The organism is Spirosoma radiotolerans (genome assembly GCF_000974425.1).
Taxonomy (GTDB): Bacteria; Bacteroidota; Bacteroidia; order Cytophagales; family Spirosomataceae; genus Spirosoma; species Spirosoma radiotolerans.
The window spans coordinates 968,816-984,420 of the sequence record NZ_CP010429.1 but is presented as its reverse complement, the minus strand read 5'-3'; the positions used below and the strand labels follow the sequence as shown (position 1 = coordinate 984,420).

General features: G+C 49.2%; 11 protein-coding genes. 3 read left to right on the top strand and 8 right to left on the bottom strand.

Annotated elements, in window-relative coordinates:
• Position 1: 1 nt before the first annotated feature.
• From kdpA to SD10_RS03830, 7 genes are all read right to left on the bottom strand, one after another.
• Positions 2–1,708: a potassium-transporting ATPase subunit KdpA gene (gene kdpA, locus SD10_RS03860; protein ID WP_046375771.1), complete on the bottom strand. Its 1,707-nt coding sequence runs from the start codon at positions 1,706–1,708 to the stop codon at positions 2–4.
• A gap of 40 nt (positions 1,709–1,748) precedes the next feature.
• Positions 1,749–1,829 carry a potassium-transporting ATPase subunit F gene (locus SD10_RS29025; RefSeq protein ID WP_082111508.1) on the bottom strand — a complete coding sequence of 27 codons (81 nt, stop codon included), beginning with the start codon at positions 1,827–1,829 and terminating at the stop codon, positions 1,749–1,751.
• 423 nt (positions 1,830–2,252) lie between these two features.
• Positions 2,253–4,220, bottom strand: a complete 1,968-nt coding sequence (locus SD10_RS03855; RefSeq protein ID WP_046375770.1) for a KUP/HAK/KT family potassium transporter — start codon at positions 4,218–4,220, stop codon at positions 2,253–2,255.
• A gap of 201 nt (positions 4,221–4,421) precedes the next feature.
• Positions 4,422–5,855 (bottom strand): TolC family protein, encoded by a 1,434-nt coding sequence (locus SD10_RS03850; RefSeq protein WP_046375769.1) that lies wholly within the window; start codon positions 5,853–5,855, stop codon positions 4,422–4,424.
• A complete protein-coding gene (locus tag SD10_RS03845; RefSeq protein ID WP_082111507.1) occupies positions 5,845–9,051 on the bottom strand; it encodes an efflux RND transporter permease subunit in 3,207 nt (1,068 codons plus the stop codon). Before SD10_RS03845 ends, SD10_RS03850 begins: the two co-directional genes overlap by 11 nt.
• A 25-nt stretch (positions 9,052–9,076) precedes the next feature.
• Entirely contained in the window at positions 9,077–10,165 is a 1,089-nt protein-coding gene (locus SD10_RS03840) for an efflux RND transporter periplasmic adaptor subunit (RefSeq protein WP_046375767.1), read from the bottom strand.
• Positions 10,166–10,713: 548 nt separating this feature from the next.
• Positions 10,714–12,075, bottom strand: coding sequence for a sigma-54-dependent transcriptional regulator (locus SD10_RS03830; protein WP_046375765.1), 1,362 nt, complete (start codon positions 12,073–12,075; stop codon positions 10,714–10,716).
• 259 nt (positions 12,076–12,334) lie between these two features.
• Here SD10_RS03830 and SD10_RS29020 point away from each other — a divergent pair, with 259 nt between their 5' ends.
• From SD10_RS29020 to SD10_RS03820, 3 genes are all read left to right on the top strand, one after another.
• On the top strand, positions 12,335–12,676 hold the full coding sequence (locus SD10_RS29020) for a glycoside hydrolase family 97 C-terminal domain-containing protein (protein WP_148562536.1): 342 nt from the start codon (positions 12,335–12,337) through the stop codon (positions 12,674–12,676).
• Between the two features lie 131 nt (positions 12,677–12,807).
• Positions 12,808–13,263, top strand: a complete 456-nt coding sequence (locus tag SD10_RS03825) for a hypothetical protein (protein ID WP_046375764.1) — start codon at positions 12,808–12,810, stop codon at positions 13,261–13,263.
• 276 nt (positions 13,264–13,539) lie between these two features.
• Positions 13,540–14,085, top strand: a complete 546-nt coding sequence (locus SD10_RS03820) for a hypothetical protein (protein ID WP_046375763.1) — start codon at positions 13,540–13,542, stop codon at positions 14,083–14,085.
• 328 nt (positions 14,086–14,413) lie between these two features.
• Here SD10_RS03820 and SD10_RS03815 read toward each other — a convergent pair whose 3' ends face one another.
• A complete protein-coding gene (locus SD10_RS03815) occupies positions 14,414–15,589 on the bottom strand; it encodes a Gfo/Idh/MocA family protein (protein ID WP_046375762.1) in 1,176 nt (391 codons plus the stop codon).
• Between the last annotated feature and the right edge of the window lie 16 nt (positions 15,590–15,605).

Below are 15,605 nucleotides of genomic sequence, written 5' to 3'. Positions count from 1 at the left end.
CTTATTTCAGACTGAAATACTCCGCCAGTGGACCCAGTGCCAGCGCCGGGAAAAACGATAGGGCCGTGATAATGAGGATTACGGCGAAGGTCATCAAGCCGAAGGTACCCGTATCCGTTGGTAGCGTTCCCGACGATTCTGGTACGTATTTCTTCTGAGCGAGAAGCCCAGCAATGGCCACCGGTCCAATGATTGGAATAAACCGGCCCAGAATCAGCACGATACCCGTTGCGTAATTCCAGAAAAAGTTATTGTCGCCCAGCCCTTCAAAACCGGAGCCGTTGTTGGCGTTGGCCGATGTGAACTCGTACAGTATCTCGGTGAAACCATGGTTGGCGGGGTTGTTTAACCAGGCCGACGGTTTCACGTTCCAACTGGCGATGTCGGGATAATTGACCAGGAACCAGGCCGCCAGGGCCGTTCCGCCTTTCACCAGCAACGTACTCAGCAGCGCCACGATGGAGGCAATTTTGATTTCGCGAGCCTCTACTTTCCGACCGAAAAATTCCGGCGTCCGCCCAACCATTAGCCCCGAAATGAAGACGGCAATAATCAGGTAGTAATAGTAGTTCATGAAACCAACGCCACAGCCACCGTAGAAGGCATTGGTCATCATGCCGAGCAGTTCCATCGTACCCGAAAGGGCCATCGACGAATCGTGCATGGAGTTGACCGAACCGGTCGAAATGATGGTCGTTACGATACTCCAATAGGCCGAAGCCAGCGGACCGAAACGCACTTCTTTCCCTTCCATGGCACCCGTTGGCTGACTAACGCCCAAATGAGCGATGGCTGGATTTCCGTGCACTTCGGTGATCAGCGTCGGAATGAGTAAACAGAGCATACCGAGGGTCATTACGCTATAAACCACCCACGTGAACCGCCGACGATTGATCAGAAATCCGAGCGCAAACAGCATAGAAATGGGCAACAGAACCTGCGAAACCATTTCGAGTATGTTGGTGAAGTAGTTCGGGTTTTCGAGCGGATGGGCCGAGTTAACGCCAAAATAGCCACCACCGTTGGTACCCACGTGTTTGATGGCAATCAGACCAGCCGCCGGTCCGCGTGATACCGCAACGGTATCGCCCTGCATGGTAATGACGCTGTCTTTGCCATCGAAGCTGGCCGGTGTCCCATTGAAGGCCAGAAGAATGGCCACAACAAATGAAATCGGCAGCAGAACACGAGTAATCGACTTCACGAAAAATACGTAAAAGTTACCCACCGTGTCGACAACTTTCGGCAAAAACGACCGGACAATGAGCATCAGCGAGGCCATACCAGTGGCGGCTGACGTGAACATCAGGAAGTTGATGACCAGCAATTGGGTCAAATACGTTAGGCCCGACTCACCGGAATAGTGTTGCAGGTCGCAGTTTACCATGAAGCTGATGGCGGTGTTAAACGCCAGATCGGGCGTCATAGACGGGTTTCCGTCGGGATTAAGCGGCAGAACGCCCTGCAAAACCAGCAGCGTAAAGGCGAAAGCCAGCCATACGGCGTTGATCGTCAGCAGGGCAACCAGGTTTTCTTTCCAGCTCATTTCGCGGGCAGGATCAATTCCTCCCAATCTGTAGATGAACCGTTCAAGTGGTCCGTTGGCAGACTCTGGTTTAAAGACGTTGGCAATGTATTTGCCCAGGGGAATGGCCAGCAGTACGGTTAATCCGTACATGACCACGACACCCGTTAATTCAGTTGACATGTGAATGTGTGTTGCTCCTGCCTGTGGCGGGACGTTCAGGTTAAAATTTTTCCGGTTTAATCAGCACATACAGCATGTATGCGAAGACCAGCAGTGCGATGATAAATAAGCCTAGCAGCATGATAAGAGAGGGAAAGAGCAAATGAGCGACCGGTAGCGTGTGCGGGATTCACTCATCCGTTCGTTTGTCGTTAAATGTGTTCGAACCAGTCGATGGCTTTGTAAAAGAGCGCGAAGCAGACTAACGCTGATACGACGAGAAGCAGGACAGTACTCATTGTAATTGGGATATGATGTTAAACAGTCAATGGGGCTATGCCAAGAAATGGCCCAAAAAAATAGACCACTCAGCTCCTTCAAGCTAACTATTTATTTTTCAGATACTTATATCTACTAATACGTTAAACTAACTGCAATAAAAAAAGCCGGCCCTACCATTTTGGTAGGGTCGGCTTTTCATTTTGATAGGGTGTACTTCCTACGTCTTCCGTGTCTGGGTCCTCACAGACATGGGAAGCCTACTCACACACGCGTAGAAAATAGCTTACGCTTCGGATGAGTGGGTTTTCGATTTCACCCGTGTCAAGCGGAGGTTGGCGGGCCGCGTCAGCACCAGTGGCACGTCTTCAATAACCACATTACTAGTATCCAGGCCATAGGCCGCCTGGGGTGGCAAAGCGATCCGTTTCAGTAACAGATACCCCTTCATAATCAGTTTCGACATGATGGGCAAGTCGTTCTCATAGGACAGAAAAGATCGGAACAGAACAAACCGGAAATCGCCCGGTACGCGGTGGACATTCAATGACTGATAGCGGCTTTCGATGGTTACCTCCTTGTTTTTGACCATATCTTCCACCACCATCCGAAACAGCAGGTTTAGCCGGGGCTGCACCCGGAAACCCAGGTAAAAGGTGATGAAATAGACATCTTCATGCGCCAGCGTATCCACTTTGTAGCGCATCACATACGGCTCATCTTCGACGCACAAGTGAAGAAACCAGTAAATATCAGCCCGTTTAGGAGCCCGGTTCAGGATCGAATAAAGCGTTTCTGATTCTATTTTGTGGGTATCTTCAGCGGTTGTCAGATACACCAGGTGCGTGGCAAATTTAGGTATATCGTTATCATTACTTAACTGTTTGAGCAGCGGCAAATTGCCGGGTAAAGAGTCGTAGTGAATGAGCTGTGCCTTGATGGACTCGCCCCGATACCAGAAAACCATCATACCCATCAGAATGAGACCCATCGTTACCGAAATCCAGCCACCCTCTTCAAACTTCACCAGATTCGCTGCTAAAAATGTGCTTTCGACCGTCAGGAACAAGCCCGTAATAGCGATAACGAGCACCATGTTTACCCGTTTCACCCGCAGATAAGCACTCATCAATACCGTACTCATGAGCATGGTCAGGGTAACGGCCAGCCCAAAAGCTGCTTCCATATTGGCCGACTCGCGGAAGTGCAGAACCATCAGAATACACCCGGTCATCAACCCCCAGTTTACGAAGGGCACATAGGGTTGCCCACGAAAGTCGGAGGGATAAACGACGAGTTGGCGGGGCCATAAGTTCAGCCGCATGGCTTCGCCCACGAGCGTAAATGAACCACTAATGAGCGCCTGCGAAGCAATGATGGTCGCCAGTGTAGCCAGTATGATACTAAACACCACCAGAGGGGCCGGAACGATGGAATAAAAAGGACTGGTTTCGCCTAACCGCTGACCAAGGTGCTGCATCATCCAGGCCGACTGCCCGGCATAAGAGAGTAAAAGCATTAGTTTGACATAGCCCCAGCTAACCCGAATATTTCCCCGCCCACAATGGCCCATATCGGAGTAAAGTGCTTCGGCTCCGGTTGTGCAGAGAAAGACGCCCCCCAAGAGCCAGAATCCGCCCGGATACTCGGCCAACAGCCGAAATGCCCAGACTGGATTCAGCGCTTTCAACACCGGCAGATGGCCCCAGAGCGCCCAGAAGCCAATGGCTCCAATGAAGGTGAACCAAGCCAACATAATGGGTCCAAAGAGTTTTCCCAGCAGCTGTGTTCCAAATTGCTGACTGACAAAGAGCGCAACCAGAATGGCAATGACTATTGGGACCGTGTCGAGATGCGGGTAGAAGATGAGTAGGCCTTCAATAGCCGACGAGACCGAAATGGGTGGCGTAATCAACCCATCAGCCAGCAGGAATGAGCCGCCAATGACGGCCGGATACATCAGCCATCGGCCCGTAAACCGGCGGACAAGCGTATAGAGGGAGAAAATTCCCCCCTCGCCTTTGTTATCCGCCCGGAGCGTAATTACCACATATTTGATTGTTGTCTGCAAGGTCAGCGTCCAGATCACACAAGACAGCGTACCCACAACCAGCGTTTCGCTCAGTTCTTTGCCGCGCACAACAGCCGCTAGCGTATACAGGGGCGATGTACCAATATCGCCGAACACGATACCAATAGCGACCAATAACCCCTGGGCGGACACTTTATTCAGCGAGGAATGTGATGTAGACATGAATTGTCGATAATGTATGATCAGTTGCCATCAAAACTACACGGCACCCAGGTTGTTCCAGCTTATTTGACACATTATTTTCCTGTAACAAATAGATACATCAATAGCCGATTTATAAAAAAATCCCTGTAGCTGAGAAAACACAGCTACAGGGAGTCATAATCTAATTTAATGAAGGCAGGTGCGCTTACAAAGCACAGGTTATCTCCAGCCTCCACCAAGTGCCCGATACGTATTGATTACGGCATGCATCTGCTGCATTCGGGTTTCAATGAGTTCCATTCTAGCTTCCAGTACATCACGCTGGGTTAGCAATACTTCCATATAGTCGGCTCTGGCAGAGGTAAATAATCGAAGCGATATATTCGTTGACTGGGTCAGTGCCTGCACCTGGTTATTTTTCGCGTCGTACTTTTTGCCTAGGTTGTTAATATTCGATAGCTGATTTGCCACCTCAATGTAGGCGTTCAACACCGTTTTCTCGTAGTTATAAACGGTCTGAATCTGCTTGGCATTGGCGCTCTTATAGGTGGCCGTAATGGAATTCTTGTTGACGATGGGACCAACCAAATCACCCGCCAGCGATGCGATGATCGACTGAGGAGTCGACAAGATATACAATGGATTGTAGGCCATTACCCCAAAGAACGCTCTCAGGTTCAGCGAAGGGTAGAAGTTTGCTTTTGCCACCGTTACGTCGAGCTTGGCCGCTTGCAGGTTCCACTCAGCCTGTCTGATGTCGGGCCGATTGGCTAACAGTTGCGATGGGATACCGGCCTCAATCGTCGGCAAAACCATGTCGCTGAAACTCTGCGAATTCCGCTGGATATGCTGTGGGTAACGCCCCGCCAGAAAATTGATGTGGTTTTCTGTTTCGACGATCCTCTGCTGAATTTCGTACTGAAGACTCTGCGTTTTGAATACCTCAGCCTCGAACCGACGTACCGCCAGTTCGGTCACTTTGGCCGCTTCTTTTTCCTGCTTCGTGATATTCAGAGCATTGTTGAGAATGACAAGGTTGCGCTGAATGATATCCAGTTGGGTATCCAGGGCTAGCAGCTCGTAATATGAGTTGGAGATTTCAGCGACCAGGTTCGTTACCTGGAAATTTTTCCCTTCAACAGAACCCAGGTAGCTAGCAACGGCTGACTTTTTAGCGTTTCGCAGTTTGCGCCAGATATCCACTTCCCAACTGGCTGTTGCCCCAAAGTATAGATTCGGTAAAATCTCGGGTGTTTCTACCCCCGGCCGTATTTCAGTAGCGGCATCGGCTGCCCCCTGACTGGTGTAGCGGGGCACTTTATCGATTCCGGCCCCTCCACCCAGGCCAACAAATGGCCGGTAGGCCCCGCTCCGGGCGAATACTTCGTTGTTGGCAATCTGAATTTCCTGCAACGTAACGTTCAGGTCCTGGTTGTTATATAGGGCGGTATCAATCAGGGCCGCCAGGTAGGGGTCAACGAAGTAATCCCGCCACCGGCTCTTTCCCGTATTTGTTGTGTCCTGCGAGCTGTTGTAACTCGCAGGAACGGCTTTGTTTTCTGTTTTCTGAACCAGGCGTGGTACAGTACAGGCAGCATTGATCAGCGCAAAAGACGCTATCCCTAACCAACTGACTATTCGTTTATTTCTCATTGACTTCACTTTCTTCGTGTTGTGGAAATGCATCTACTGAATGAACCAGGTTTTCGGTTAATGAGCCCTCTTCCTCGTCTCTGATCATCTTCCGACCATCGGCCATATTCGCGAAAATGTAGTACAAGCCGGGGATAACAATGACTCCGAAGAAGGTTCCGAATAACATGCCACCCATGGCCGAAGCACCGATCGTACGGTTACCGATGGCACCGGCACCTTTAGCAACGATGAGGGGAATCAAACCCGCCACGAAGGCGAACGAAGTCATCAGAATCGGGCGGAAACGAACTTTGGCTCCTTCGATGGCCGCATTCAGAATGGTCTCACCCTGCTGTCGTTTCTGCACGGCAAACTCTACAATCAGTACAGCGTTTTTACCCAGCAGACCCACCAGCATGATCAGGCCGATCTGCGCGTAAATGTTGTTTTCCAGTCCCATCGCTTTCAGCAAAAAGAACGAACCGAATATCCCGACCGGCAACGAGGTCAATACCGCCAGCGGAATAATGAAGCTTTCGTATTGGGCAGCCAGTACCAAATACACGAACGATACCACGATCAGGAAGACGATCAGGGTCTCGTTACCCCGCATCGACTCATCGTATGACAGACCTTCGAAGGCGATATCATAGCCTTTCGGCAAGGTTTTGGCGGCCACTTCCCGGATGGCGGCAATGGCATCGGCTGTGGTGAAGCCTTTGGCGGGCTGCCCCTGAATAGCCGACGAGTTGTAGAGGTTGAACCGGGTAATCTCGTTCGGTCCCTGGCCTTTTTTCAGCTTCATGAAGGCCGAGTAAGGCACCATTTCACCCGCATCGTTTTTGACGAACAGTTTCAAAATATCCGATGGCAGTCTTCTGTAGGCAGGGTCAGACTGGACGTAGACCTTGAAGAACTGGTTGAACTTGATAAACCCTTGCTCGTAGGTACTACCGATCATGATGTTGAGGTTATCCATCGCTTTGCCAATGGATACGCCTTTCTGCATGGCCAGGTTGTTGTCGATCTCCAGTTCGTACTGTGGGTAGTTAGCAGCAAAGAAGGTAAACAAGCCCATCAGCTCTTTCCGCTTGCCCAGATCTTCCATGAATTTCTTGTTGACCAGGTCAAACTCCCGATAATCGGTGTCGGTGTTTTTATCCAGCAGACGCATGGAGAAACCGCCCGACGTACCGAAACCAGGGATGGCTGGCGGTTCGAAGAACTCGATGGTCGCCCCGAGGTTCCTGGATTTACCTTCCAGTTCTTCCATGATTTCTTTCACGTTCTTGTCCCGATCGCCCCAAGGCTTCAGGTTGATCAGACAGGTACCCGCGTTAGATCCCCGGCCTTCTGTCATGATCTCGTAACCAGCCAGCGACGATACCGACTCGATACCCGGCACCTCTTCGCAGATTTTCTGGAGCGACTGAGAAACCTGGTTGGTTTTTTCCAGTGTAGTACCCGGAGGGGTCTGGATGATGGCGTAAATCGTACTCTGGTCTTCGTTCGGGATAAAGCCCGCGGGCAGAATCTCATTCTCGTAGGCAATGCCTACGCAGAAAACGGCTAATACAAGGACCGTGACAACGCGTCGGTTAACGATCAGCCGCAACAGCCCCACGTAGCGGCCGGTCATCTTGTCGAAGCCGCGGTTGAAACTATCGATCATCCGGGTCAGGATGTTTTTCTTCCGCTCGTGTCCGTGGTGATTTTTCAGCAGCATGGCGCACAATACGGGAGTCAGCGTCAGAGCGATCAGGGCCGAAATCACAATGGAGCTGGCCATCGTAATCGAGAATTGCCGATAGAAGGTACCGACCGGTCCTGTCATGAAGGAGATCGGCAGGAATACCGATACCATCACCAGGGTAATGGCGATGATGGCGCCACTGATCTCACCCAGCACCTGCCTGACCGCGCCGAAGGGCGATAGATGCGGCTTTTCCTCCATCTTGGCGTGCACCGCTTCCACCACCACAATGGCATCATCGACCACAATACCGATGGCCAGTACCAGGGCGAAAAGGGTAATCAGGTTGATGGAGAGGCCAAACGCCTGAATCACGAAGAACGCGCCGATCAGCGACACGGGAACCGCCAGGATTGGAATGAGCGTCGACCGCCAGTCGCCCAGGAAGATGAATACCACGAGGGCCACCAGAATGAACGCGTCCCGCAATGTATCGATTACCTGCTCGATCGACGCATCCAGGAAGTTCGAAACGTCGTAGCTGATTTTGTAATCTACGCCCGGCGGGAAGGACTCTTTCATTACTTCGAGTTTCTTCTTCACCTGCTCGATCACGTCGCTGGCGTTACTGCCATAGTTCTGGCGCAACACGATAGCGGCCGACGGATGACCATCCAGATTGGAATAGATGTTTACGAATTCGCTACCTAGCTCAACCCGGCCAATGTCCCGCAGGTGAATACTTTCGCCCTGTGCGTTGGCCCGAATAATAATGCCTTCGTACTCTTTGGGATCGCTATACCGGCCCTTATACGTCAGTACGTATTCCAGCGACTGAGCAGCAATCCCGGAGCTTTGACCAAGTCGGCCCGGGCGTCCGATGATGCTCTGCTCACCCATCGCCTTCATCACTTCCTCTACGGAAATGTTGTAGGCCCGCATGCGGTCGGGGTTCAGCCAGACACGCATCGCGTAACGCCGGCTACCCAGGATCTGCGCTCGGGCTACCCCTTTGGTCCGCTGGATTTCGGGGATCATCTTCACCGTAGCGTAGTTGAAGAGAAACTTCTCGTCAATCCCTTTCTCTTTAGCGTAGAGGTTGACGTACATCAGCATACTGGGCTGGATGGGCGTGATGATAACCCCTTCCCGCTGAACCAGTTCAGGGAGCAGCGGCATAACCTGGTCAACCCTTGTTTTGACCCTGATAACGGCGTCGTTCGGGTCTGTTCCCGGTTCGAAAATAATCCGGAGGGTCGCTTCACCGGCGCTGGTGGCATCGGTGGCAATGTAACGCATGTCCTGAACCCCGTTGATGGCCTGTTCGAGCGTAATCAGCGTGGATTTAACCAGAACGTCGGCACTGGATCCAGGGTAATCGATGAATATGTTGACAGTGGTAGGTGCAATATCGGGGAACTGCGAAATCGGTAACTGCTTAATTGCCAGTACGCCAATAAAGACTATCATGATGGATATCACGATAGCTAATACCGGTCTACGGATGAATTGAGTGAACATATCTCCTGTTTTTTAGACGGTTTAATTATTCGGCGTACAAGCCCAAATTCGAGATAACCGCGGCAGGCTGCACGAATTTGTATTTTATCTTTTCGTTCTCCTTAACCTGGCGTAAGCCTTCCAGGAGAATCTTATCATCTTTATTCAGACCCGACCGAACGGCAAAAATGTGTGGCATCTCAGCCCCTATCGTGATCTCCCGCGACCGAACTTTATTATCCTTATCGATCACATACACATACTTCTTTTCCAGAACTTCGTAGGTGGCTTTCTGCGGAATGATCAGTGCATTTCGGAGGGGCAGCGTCATCTGAATATTACCAGTTTCGCCATGCCGTAACAGCCCGTTTGGATTGGGGAAGGTGGCCCGGAAAGCGATGTTACCCGTCTCGTTGTTGAAATCAGCTTCGATCGTCTGAACCACGCCGGAGTATTTATAAACCTGTTGATTGGCCATCAGTAAGTTTACGCTGTTCAGGTTTTCCTCCTGCGCGTGGGTTTTAAAGTTCAGGTACTCGGCTTCCGGCACGTTGAAGTACACCCACATTTTACTGTTGTCGGAGAGCGTAGTCAGCAAATCACCTTCGTTCACCAGGCTTCCCAGCCGCACCTGAAAGTGGTCCATAATGCCGTCGAAAGGCGCTCTGACTTCCGTAAAGCCCAGGTGTACTTTGGCCAGCGACACTTCGGCTTTGGCCTTGTCGAGTTTGGCTTTAGCCAGGGCTAATTCGTTTTTCGAAACGATGTTGCTGTCGGCCAGCGATTTGGTATTTGTGTATTCGACGCCGACAAAATTGGCTTCGGCTTCGGCTCTCTGTAGTTCAGCCTGGTATTGGATCGGCAGAATCTGAAACATGACTTGCCCCTTCCGGACCATCTGACCTTCATCCACGAAGATTTTCTGCAGATAGCCTTTTTCCAGCGCTCTTAATTCGATATGTTGAATGGAGCGGATCTGAGCCACGTACTGGTTGGTGATCGTTGTATCCGTCTGCAAAGGACTACTTACCGAGTAACTGACTTCCTCTTCTTTCTCCTCTTCCTTATGGGAGCAGCTTGTATAGAATAATAAGGTGCAAAAGCTCATCAGCATGAGCGAGGCAATTCGTTTCATAACAATCTTATTTTGACACGACACTAATTTGACAATTTATAAAGGAAGACATGGGAAATCGTAGTGAGAACGGTTGAAGCGGTCCGCTCCCCGCTCACACCCAGCGGTGCAATAAGAGAGAGCTTCATTCGGTAAATGACTCGCTGATTAGTCTTACTATACAGTATACACTTGTTAAACACCAGTGAAAAAGCCAGAAGCATCCCAAAGTCACAAAGCAAGATTGGGAGGATAGTCTGGTGTTGCATAGCGTTTGTCGGTGTTGCTTCGACACAAAACAAGCGCGGAGACATTAAAATGAAGTGAGAAGGAAATTAAAAATATTAGAAAAATTTTAAATCTCACGCAAAGAAATTTATCCAGCGAGAGTTCTATATTAGAAAAGTATAATTAAATATTTTAATGAGGCAACTCAGTTTAGCCTGCCATCTGTTTTGTACAACAGAGTGGATAAAATTAGCCCCGCTCTAGCCTTTAATAATTTTAATCTCGACGCCTGAACAAATAGCAAAACAAGCTGCTATTTTCAGAAAGATAAGGCCTCAAAACTACCCAAAATCCCCAAGGCCTGCCTCCTGAAGCTTTCGGTAAAGAGTAGTCAGACCAATACCCAACAACCGCGCGGTTTCGGTTTTATTGCCGTTTGTCTGACGCAGTACCCGCCGGATGTGCTGCTGTTCGACGGTTGCCAAATCCAGGGCGGCTGGGTCACTTGACAAGCTGGTTTCCTGCATCTCATAAGGCAGCAGATCGGGTGTCAGTTCAATGGGACCCTGACCGGGCGAATCGGCCAGGATAACCGCCCGCTCGATCACGTTTTTTAACTCCCGGATATTGCCCTTCCAGCCGTGGCTTTGTAATTTCTGCACAAACGTTGAGTGGAGTCGAACGTCACGTTTGCCAATTTTGGCCGCTTCCTGCCGGGCAAACTGACCCGCCAAATCCGCAACATCGTCGCGCCGTTCGCGCAGGGGCGGCAACTCGATCTGAAAAACGGAAAGCCGGTAATACAAATCCAGCCGGAAACGGCCGGCATTGGCTTCCACTTCCAGCCCCCGGTTGGTGGCCGCAATCACCCGAACATCGGTTTTGGTGGGTTTGGTATCCCCCACGCGCAGAAACTCGTGGGTTTCGAGTACGCGCAACAGTTTCGCTTGTAAATCGAGAGGCATTTCGCCGATCTCATCCAGAAAAATAGTGCCTTTATTTGCTTCCGCGAACAAGCCTTTCTGGTCGCGGTTGGCCCCGGTAAAGGCCCCGCTCCGATGGCCAAACAGTTCGCTTTCCAGAATATCTTTTCCCAACGCTCCGCAGTTGATCGCCACAAAAGGCCCAACACGACGAGGGCTCGCCTGGTGAATGGCCTGGGCAAATACCTCTTTGCCCGTACCGGTTTCGCCCGTCAGGAGCACAGTGGTATCGGTTACGGCTACTTTGCGCGCCAGCTCAATGGCTTGCTGGATGGGTCTCGATCGGCCAATAATCCGCTCAAAACCATAGCGTTGACTAACCTGCTGCTCAAGCTGTTTGATTCTGAATTGCAGGTTGGCTTTCTCCACCGCCCGGCTCACTAACGGGATAATCCGGTCATTGTCATCGCCCTTGGTAATGTAGTCGAAGGCCCCATTTTTGATCGCCTTTACCCCATCCGAAATGGTCCCATAAGCCGTCAGGACAATGACTTCGGTAGCTGGGTAGAGTTCTTTTATCTGAGTCGATAATTCGATCCCGTTTTTGTCGGGCAGCTTTACATCACTGATTACCAATTGAACTTCCTCGTGTTCGAGAACTTTCAGTCCGGCGCGGGCATTTTCAGCCTCCAGCACCGCATAGCCTTCGAGTTGTAGAATTCGGGCCAGGAGTTGACGCAGCCGGGCTTCGTCGTCAATGAGTAGAATGGTAGCAGCCAAGGGGTAGCAGGATTTTAGAGAGCTAACAGCAAAGCTTGTGGTAAAAATTCAGTGAGACGTACCTACGGGCCGCGTTCGGCTTCAGCCCGTAACTGAATGCCTATGAATACGGGCTGAAGCCGAACGCGGCCCGTAGGTACAATTAATCAATTTGACTTACATTTGAGTAAATGCCTGTGTTCATGGCTCTGTAAACAGCCTTATCCGCCTACCGATCTACTCCAACTCACTATGCCTTTTTTTACCAAACATCGCCTGACTGTTCTTCTCAGTTTTTTCTGGGTTAACGCCCTTACCCAGCAATCCGTTTCCAAAAGTAGGAGTCATCACCGATGAAAACAGCCGCGATCTGCTACTGGACCTGTCGTTTCTGAAGCCCGGCAAAACCTACGAAGCCACCCTCTACCGTGACGCCCCCACCGGCGACTGGGTCACCAACCCGGAAGCGTACGTCATCGAAAAGAAACCCGTTACGGCCAAGACGAAATTAATGCTTCATCTGGCCAAAGGGGCGGCTGCGCTGTGCAGATTATGGGGCGGTAAAATGAGTATATTTAGAAGTGGCTTAACCGATAAGACTAGGTTCATCATTTTAAGCTAAAAAAAATTTTTCAGCTTAAAATGAATACAGGAAGCATGGCAAAACTTTCGTATGTTTAGGGATAAAGATTTTTTCTTAGTCAGAGAACTTAACGTCAATGTAATTTCTAAAAGGAAATATTGACATCATATATGGATATTAATAAATATATTGATGAAATAATACTGCATTCGCACTTTTGGAATTGGGCTCCTGACTGGCAAGTTGTCAAAGAAGTATACGAAGCTTTTCCTAATTCATATTCTGTTTTATCACCTTTTGCGTACTCATATTTGGAAGAACTAATTAGATCAATAACAAGCGAGTATGGAATAGAAATCTTGAATAAGGATGGTACACCTCAAAGACGAAAAGTTGGTACCAAGCTAATAGAGTTGGCAATTGAAGAGAATAAGCATAAAAGCCAAGAGCTATTAACCCTTTTAGAAGAATTGAAACTATATTTTTTAACTTCTAAAATAACTGACAATGGCAATAATAGGAACAGTGTTGTGCATGGATATATGCACCCAAAATTTTGGAGTGATGAATCATTTGAAAAATTAATTTATGACATTGCAAGACTTTCAAAATTTGCAGGATTTTAAGACTTCTACAACTGTTATCTAGTATTTTACCATGAAGCTTCCGAACTGGAAACTTTGCTTAATTCATCCTGCTGACAAACGCAACTCTCACATAATTCCAAAGTTTATGTGCAAGGGGCTTTTTGAGTTTATAGAACCAAGACACGCAATTTTAATTAACAGAAAGGAAAAGGGAGAAAAATACAAGACATACCCAAAGAAAATTTCATTCTATGTACATCATGCGAGAAGAGGATAGAAATCTTAGAAACGCATTTTGCAAGATTTCTTGAGGAAATGCATGCCTACAAAGATTTACCGAAAAAATTTAATATTAAAAAAATTGAAACACAATATTATATTGAGTGCAATGATATCCATCCAATCTTGTTTAAATTATTTCTTTATGCTTTAGTTTGGCGTGCTTCCATTTCCTCCCTATCTGAGTATTTGTCTTTCAATTTAAATAAACCTGACGAAGAAAGAATAAGACAATTCTTAGACTTAAACTTGACTATTACTAAAACATCACTTTTTGAAGCATTAAATAATATTATCGATGTTCTTTTATACCACAGTTGTCTTATTAAACCGAAAGAAAAATCAACTTCTTCGAGAGGTATATTTTCTATCTTTTCGATGAGTGACACTGCTCATCTTTTGATGTTAATTGACTTTGTCATATTCTTTTACACTGACGAAAAATCAATAGGTTATGTGCTTGAAAGATTCAGCAACAAACAAAATGAGAAAGTAATTGTGACACTAGGTGAGACAGCCGCTTGGTTGGATTTAAACCGACTTTATCTTTCCAAGATGCTAAATGTAGGAAACGCTAGCTAATATTTCATTTGTAATAACATGACTGGCGAAATAAACTTCGGCTGAAAATCTTACACTAACTTTAGCTTCTGCTAATATTCCGCTATTGAACATTAGTCCTTGACTTCAGGGCTAGTTTTCAAATTAGCACATGTTTCAAACCGCCAATTCGCTACTGCTATCGCACAGCCCTAAGCCTTCACCCGCTATACTTGCAGATATTAACATTTAAAGACTTTCCCAGCTCTATATCTTCACCTATTTGGGAAAGCAATGCGTCAGACCAACCTTCCTAAGAAAAGGTTACGCGACCTGACGCTTTGGTTGAGATAAGATACTGACGAAATCGTTACTTCTTAAAGTTCACAACCTGCGCCTGTTTCTGAGCCTTTAGCGCCAGTTCCATCGCCAGGAAGCAATGCTCCTGCGGCATGGCGGTTTCGGTGCGGTTGATTACATCGTTCACCAGTTGCTCGCCGTAGGGCAGCGGCTCTTTGCTGCAGTCGATGTAACGGGTTTCCTTGTTGTCGGTGATGAACAGGTGGTTACCGCCGTCGCGTCCGCCGGGGTCTATGTTCTTGCGTAGTTCCATAAAACCCTCGGTGCCCAGAATGGTCAGGCGGCCGTCGCCCCAGCTTTTCAGACCGTCGGGCGTGAACCAGTCGACGCGGATGTAGCCCATACCGCCGTCGCCCCGGAGCATCACATCGCCGAAATCTTCAAACTTTGGGTATTGCGGAAAGTGGACATTGCCCACCTGCGCGGCTACAATATCCGCTTTCCTGGAGCCCGTGAAGAACAGAAACTGGTCGAACTGGTGCGAGGCAATGTCGCAGATGATGCCCCCAAACTGTTTTTTATCGAAGAACCAGTCCGGCCGGGATTTAGGCGTCATGCGGTGCGGCCCCAGCCCAATGGTCTGGATCACATTGCCGATGGCCCCGGCTTTTACCAGTTCGCCCGCCTTCACGGTCGCCCTGTTTTCGAGCCGTTCGCTGTACATGATCGAGTAAATCCGCTTTGTTTCTTTCTGCACTTTGCGCACCTCGGCGAGTTGTTCGAGGGTGGTTATGCCGGGTTTGTCGGTCATAAAATCCTTACCGGCTTTCATGACGCGGATACCCAGCGGAGCCCGTTCGGCCGGGATACCGGAGGTGAGCACCAGTTGAATAGACTTATCATCCAGAATTTCGGTATCTGATTTGACCTGCTTTGCCTGCGGGAATCGCTTGGCAAAAGGTGCGGCCAGTTCCGGCTCTTTGGCGTAGAACGAAACGAATTCGCCCCCACCCCGCAGCACAGCCTCTACCTGGCTGTTGATGTGCCCGTGGTTGATGCCAATGACGGCAAAGCGAATGCGGGAGGCTCCTACAGGCACAGCGTCGCTGCCTAAAGTCCCGCTGCGCAAAATGGCCGGAGCGCCAATAGTCTCAATAGGCAATGTGGGTAGCACAACCAGGCCTGCGGCTGTGGCGATGGTTTCTTTAATAAAATTACGCCGATTGGCAGCTTGTGGTGAGTTCATAATAAGTGAAAGAGTG

Bases quoted from the DNA above. Each gene is read 5' to 3' on its own strand.
- kdpA (WP_046375771.1), bottom strand. From the start codon at position 1,708: ATGTCAACTGAATTAACGGGTGTCGTGGTCATGTACGGATTAACCGTA.
- SD10_RS29025 (WP_082111508.1), bottom strand. From the start codon at position 1,829: ATGCTGCTAGGCTTATTTATCATCGCACTGCTGGTCTTCGCATACATG.
- SD10_RS03855 (WP_046375770.1), bottom strand. From the start codon at position 4,220: ATGTCTACATCACATTCCTCGCTGAATAAAGTGTCCGCCCAGGGGTTA.
- SD10_RS03850 (WP_046375769.1), bottom strand. From the start codon at position 5,855: ATGAGAAATAAACGAATAGTCAGTTGGTTAGGGATAGCGTCTTTTGCG.
- SD10_RS03845 (WP_082111507.1), bottom strand. From the start codon at position 9,051: ATGTTCACTCAATTCATCCGTAGACCGGTATTAGCTATCGTGATATCC.
- SD10_RS03840 (WP_046375767.1), bottom strand. From the start codon at position 10,165: ATGAAACGAATTGCCTCGCTCATGCTGATGAGCTTTTGCACCTTATTA.
- SD10_RS03825 (WP_046375764.1), top strand. From the start codon at position 12,808: ATGGATATTAATAAATATATTGATGAAATAATACTGCATTCGCACTTT.
- SD10_RS03820 (WP_046375763.1), top strand. From the start codon at position 13,540: ATGCATGCCTACAAAGATTTACCGAAAAAATTTAATATTAAAAAAATT.
- SD10_RS03815 (WP_046375762.1), bottom strand. From the start codon at position 15,589: ATGAACTCACCACAAGCTGCCAATCGGCGTAATTTTATTAAAGAAACC.